Source organism: Nocardia sp. NRRL S-836, from assembly GCF_001279525.1.
Classification (GTDB): Bacteria; Actinomycetota; Actinomycetes; order Mycobacteriales; family Pseudonocardiaceae; genus Lentzea.
Genome location: NZ_LGDY01000170.1, coordinates 1 through 5,425, shown reverse-complemented (window position 1 = coordinate 5,425; position 5,425 = coordinate 1). Strand labels below are relative to the sequence as shown.

The window sequence follows — 5,425 nt, the reverse complement described above, 5'->3', positions numbered from 1 at the left end:
CCGCGGCGTCGACCTCGCTGCCCCCACGGGCACCCCGGTCCTGGCCACAGCCGACGGCACAGTCGTCCACGCAGGCGCGGTAGCCGCCAGAACCCTGGTCTCCCTCCAGCACCACGGCACCCTCCGCACCACCTACGAACCGATCACCCCCGCAGTGCCACCCGGCCACCTGGTCCGCCGCGGCGACGTGATCGGCCACCTCCAACCCGGCCACTGCCCCACCCCGTGCCTGCACTGGGGCGCCCGCCGCGCCCACGACTACGTCAACCCCCTCCGCCTGCTCTCCACCGGTCGCGTCCGCCTCCTCCCCACGCCCGCCCCATCCGCAGCGCGCTCCCCCTAGCCACCACCCGGCCACCTCTGCTCCGCCTGCCGTCGGCACTCGCCTGCGCACACGGGCTGATCGCCGCTCACCCGACGCCGTTCGATCCGACGCCCTTCGAACAACTGCGCGGGCAGGTCGCACCTCGACGCGCATCGCCACTTCCGCCCAGCCGCGCGGCAGTCACGACGACCCGATTCCACAGCGCAACCATCGGCCACCCGATCGAGTGAATTGCCCCTGATGGCCCTCAGGGAGGTGCTCCACGTCCATGTTGACGAGCCTTGCTCACGTCTCCGCCACCCCGAACCGACCCGCATCTCCGCTAGAACCGCCCGCTGCGTCCACTGGTTCCAGCAGCCCGAGCGCGCCCGCCCGCCAGCGCCAGCCGGCAGCGCCAGCCCGGCAGCGCAAGCCCGCCAACGCCAGCCAGTCCCAGGCCCGCGCCCCAAGCCCACCAGCCCGATCTAGCCAGACGGAGCTGGCCGCACCCGACCGATCCGCAGCCGCACCAGCCAGGCACGGCCGCACCAACCCAGGCTCGACCGCGCCCGTCACGCTCCACCTGCGGCCCAATCACCTCAGCTGCGACCTCAACCACCCCGGTTGCGCCCCCAAGCACGCCTGTTGCGCCCCAACCGCATCGCTGCGCTTCCGGCACGTAGTCCTCGGTCGCGCTCCAGCTGCACGCCCTACCGCTCTCGCCAACCACATGCCTCGCACTTCGGCTGCCCCAGTCCCGGTTGTGCTCCAGCTACGCCCTGCACGCCCTCCTCAGCCGTGTCCCCGTCGAGCCCGGTCGAGCCCGCCAACCCTTGATCAGCCGTCGACCCGGTCAGCTCCGACGGGGCCCAGAACAGTCGGCAGCACACCTGGTAGCCGGGCAGGCGTCAGGCGGGCGCCAGGCAACCGGGCGGCGTCAAGCAGCCGGGTAGGCGTCAGGCAACCAGAGAGACGTCAGTCAACCGGGGAGGTGACACGTCCCCGATCGGGCAATGACGGCTCGACTCGATCGGGCGATGCGGGTGACCCGCGAGCGACCTGCGCAGCCGCCTGCGAACCGCTGCTCAGGCCGTTGCCGGCGGCGCGGTTGACCCGTGGTCGCGTGGCGGTGTCACGGGTGCGTGGCAGCGGCAGCCCGGTGCGGACCGGGTTGCGGCGGGAGAGGAGGCGGGACTAGGCCTCGGACTGCTCGTTGAGCTTGGTGCGCAGGCGCAGGACGGCGCGGGTGTGCAGCTGGCAGACGCGGGACTCGGTGACGCCGAGGACCTTGCCGATCTCGGCGAGGGTCAGGTTCTCGAAGTAGTACAGGGTGACGACCACGCGGTCGCGTTCGGCGAGCTGGGCGATGGCGTCGGCGAGCTGGCGGCGGCTGTCCTGGTCGACGAGGCTGGCCACCGGGTCTTCCGCGGCGTCGTCGGGCAGCGACTCGGCGAGGGAGGAGCCGCCCTTGTTCGGGGCGATCAGTTCGTCGAGGGCGACGACGCTGGTGAGCTGGAGCTGGCCGTAGAGCTCGCGGAGCTCGGCCAGGCCGATCTTGAGCTCTGCGGCGAGCTCGCGGTCGGTGGGAGTGCGCTGGAGCTTGGCGCCGAGGCGTTCGAGGGCGCGTTCGACGTCGCGGGCGCGGCTGCGGACCGAGCGCGGCACCCAGTCCTGCGAGCGCAGGTCGTCGAGGATCGCACCGCGGATGCGCTGCATGGCGTAGGTCTCGAACTTGAGGCCGCGCTCGGGCTCGAACTTCTCGATCGCGTCGACCAGGCCGAAGATGCCGGACTGGATCAGGTCGGCCACGTCCACGTGAGCGGGCAGGCCGGTGCCGACGCGGCCGGCGACGTACTTGACCAGCGGCGCGTAGTGCAGGACCAGGCGGTCGCGCTGGCTCTGGTCGTGGGACTCGCCGTAGCTGCGCCACAGGGCGACGATGCCTGCCTCGACGTCGTCACCGGACCGGGCGTCCGCGCGCGTCACGACTGGCGGAACGGCTGCGGGCGTGCCGTTGACATGCGTGTCCGCACCGGGATCCGCGGTCGTCCCGGTGCTCGCTTCGATGCGCGGCGCGCCGTTCTGACGGTGACCGTTGCTCGCCTGCTGCGCGGCGGCTGCGGGCACGATGTGTTCAGGGGGCACGGTCGCCGTACGCGATCCTCCCCCTGCGGCGTCAGGAACGGGGGTGGGTTCGGTCATGGATCGCCTTCAGCCGTTCGACAGTGACGTGTGTGTAAAGCTGAGTCGTTGCGAGCGTAGCGTGACCAAGCAGTTCTTGGACGGTGCGCAGGTCCGCTCCTCCTTCCAGCAAATGGGTCGCAGCGGAGTGGCGCAACCCGTGCGGCCCGATGTCCGGCGCACCCGGCACCACGGCGACGACCTCGTGCACCAGCTGGCGAACAGCCCGCTGGTTCAACCTGCCACCGCGCGCGCCGAGGAACAGCGCCGACGGTGAATCGGGTGCTACCAGGGCGTTCCGGCCCTGGTCGAGCCATCGCCGCAGCGCTCGTTCGGCTGGAACGCCGAACGGCGTCGTGCGCTCGCGTCCACCTTTGCCGAGAACTCGAATCACCCTTAGGGAGTAGTCCACGTCGTCGAGATCCAGACCACACAGCTCGGCCACGCGGATACCTGTGGCGTACAGCAACTCCACCACGGCCTGATCACGCAGCGCAACCGGATCACCTTCGGAAGCGCCAGAGGATACGGCGTCCATCGCGTCCTTCGCCTGGTCCGCCCGCAACACCGCCGGCAACGTGCGGTGCGGCCGCGGAGCGGTGAGCCGCGGGCCGGGATCCACGGCCAGATGACCGGCCCGGTGCGCCCACGCGGTGAAGGTCCGCGCCGCGGCCGCACGTCGCGCGAGAGTGGTGCGGCTGGCTCCCGCCGTGTGCTGCGCGGCGAGCCACGAGCGCAGGCCGGCCAGATCCACGCGTCCCAGGTCGGCGTCCTCCGGAACGTTCCCCGCGACGTGCCCGAGCAGCGCCACAGCATCTCCGACGTAGGCGCGCACGGTGTGCGGCGAGAGATCACGTTCCAACGTCAGATGCCGTTCGTACTGCCGCAACACCTCCGCGACGTTCGTCGGCAGTTTTTCGCGCAGGCGAACGAGATCGACACGGCGTGTCCGACCATGCGGCGGCGGGGACATAGGCCAAGACGCTGCGCCAGTCGGGGCGTTTGGTCAAGTATCGCCACGCCCGCGCGGGATTTGAGAGCGCTCCCATGATCATTGAGACAGTATCGTTTCAACTCCCTGTGACGACAAAGGGCGCGACAACAGGCACAGATCACCTTTCGGAGTAGTGCGGGCCGGCGTTACCACCGCCCGAACGACCGCAGCACCATCCCGCGCCTCGCCGAACTGCGCTCTTCCACGTGGAATCATCCGACCAGCGCCCGGCCCGCCCGCTCCGCGCGACGGCAATCAGCTTCTGACCCGCCCGGACCTTACGGCGCCGATCAGCGCCTGGCCCACCCACTCCACGCGGCGCCGATCAGCGCTTTGCTCGCTCACTTCCGCGCGGCGCCGGGCAGCGACGTGGTTCACACGCTTCACTCCGCCGTCAAGTCCACAGTGGACTCATTTGCCGCGCAGGTCCTCGTGGTCGGCTGATCATCGTGGTCAGGCGGTCATCGCGGCACCTCCACCCGTTGCCAGCCGCCGTCCACCTGTGTTGCCAGCCCGGCCAGCTCGAACTCGGGCAGCAACGCCCGCACCCGTTCCAACGCCACCCCTGACTCGACCGACGCGACCTCGGCGCTGACCGCGCTCCGGTTCCCCAGCGCCTCGTACACCCGCATCGCCTCCCCCTGCGGCGCCCCGAGCTCGCTCTGCTTCTGCGCCGGTTCGGTGGCGAGGTCGTCGCCGAACCGCCCCACCGACTCGACGACCTCCGCCACCGAGCTGACCGGTTCGGCCTGCCGGTCCCTGAGCAGCTCGTGACACCCGGCCGAGCTCACCGACGTCACCGGCCCCGGCACCGCCATCAGCACCCGCCCCAGCGCCAGCGTGGATCGCCGCGGTGTTCTTCGCCCCGCTCCGCCGCCCCGCCTCGACCACGACGGTCCCCGCTCCCAACGCCGCGATGAGGCGGTTGCGGGTCAGGAACCGGTGCCGCGCCGGCGTCACGCCCGGCGGGTACTCGCTGATCACGAGTCCTTCCTTCGCGATCTTGCCCAGCAACCCCTGGTGTCCGGCCGGGTAGGCGATGTCGACGCCGCACGCCAGCACCGCGACCGTCACCCCGCCGCCACTCAGCGCACCCCGGTGCGCGGCACCGTCGATGCCGTACGCCGCACCGGAAACGACGGTCACCCCGGCCTGCGCCAGCCCGTAGCCGAACTCCGCGGCGACGTGCTCGCCGTACCCGCTCGACGCGCGCGACCCGACGACCGCCACGGCCTTCTCCGTGGCCTCGCCCAGGCAGTGCGGCCCGCGAACCCACAGCGCAAGCGGCTCGCCACCGCAGCGCAGCCGCTGCGCCTGTCCCAGCGTCAACGCGATGAACGGCCATCCCGGCCACTCGCCGTCCTCGGGAACGACCAATCGGCCACCGCGGCCGGCGATGCGTTCGAGGTCTTCGTGCGCACGCTCCTCCGCCCTGCGCGCCGAGGTCTGGCTGGCGACCGACGGCGAAACTTCGCCGGTGCGGACGCGCTGCGCCGCCTCCACCGAACCGACCTCGGAGACGAGGGCGGCCAGCGCTCCGGCGTGCGGTTCGGCGACGCGGGAGAGGTACGCCCTGGCGAGGCGGACGTCGTCGGGTGCGGTGCCGGTCACTGGAACCACCACCACGGGAGCCACCGGTGCCAGGCGTGGGGGCGCCACGGGGTTGGTGGGCTGATGCCTGGGGTGCGGCGGACTGTCGAGGGCAGGAGCAGGAGTGCGGGGAGGCCGGGGGTTGGGGAGGCGGCGAGATTCAGGACGGGCAGCGAAGTCACGGGCGGGGCTCCTGTCGGGGAAGGGTAGTTGGGCGGCGAACTACGGGGAGGGCGAGATGAGGGGTGTTCGGAGTCGGTGACTGGGGTGGATGGCCGGGGTGAATCGCCGGGCGAGGTGGGAGGGGAAGTGAGGAGGTCGGTGAGGTGTGGGCGAAGTGAACGGGCGGGTGAGGT

General features: G+C 71.4%; 3 protein-coding genes and 1 pseudogene. 1 reads left to right on the top strand and 3 read right to left on the bottom strand.

Annotated features, from left to right (window positions below; all coding sequences use genetic code 11):
- The first annotated feature begins 40 nt into the window (after positions 1-40).
- Positions 41-343, top strand: coding sequence for a M23 family metallopeptidase (locus ADL03_RS46380; protein WP_231642859.1), 303 nt, complete (start codon positions 41-43; stop codon positions 341-343).
- Positions 344-1,498: 1,155 nt separating this feature from the next.
- On the opposite strand, the gene ADL03_RS43655 is transcribed toward ADL03_RS46380, so the two are convergent.
- The 3 genes and pseudogenes from ADL03_RS43655 to dprA form a co-directional block, all read right to left on the bottom strand.
- Positions 1,499-2,449 (bottom strand): FliA/WhiG family RNA polymerase sigma factor, encoded by a 951-nt coding sequence (locus tag ADL03_RS43655; protein WP_197289172.1) that lies wholly within the window; start codon positions 2,447-2,449, stop codon positions 1,499-1,501.
- 31 nt (positions 2,450-2,480) lie between these two features.
- Entirely contained in the window at positions 2,481-3,458 is a 978-nt protein-coding gene (locus ADL03_RS43650) for a tyrosine recombinase XerC (RefSeq protein ID WP_053739557.1), read from the bottom strand.
- A 482-nt stretch (positions 3,459-3,940) separates the two neighbouring features.
- Positions 3,941-5,090: pseudogene (gene dprA / locus ADL03_RS43645) on the bottom strand (DNA-processing protein DprA).
- Between the last annotated feature and the right edge of the window lie 335 nt (positions 5,091-5,425).

Bases quoted from the DNA above. Each gene is read 5' to 3' on its own strand.
- ADL03_RS43650 (WP_053739557.1), bottom strand. From the start codon at position 3,458: ATGTCCCCGCCGCCGCATGGTCGGACACGCCGTGTCGATCTCGTTCGC.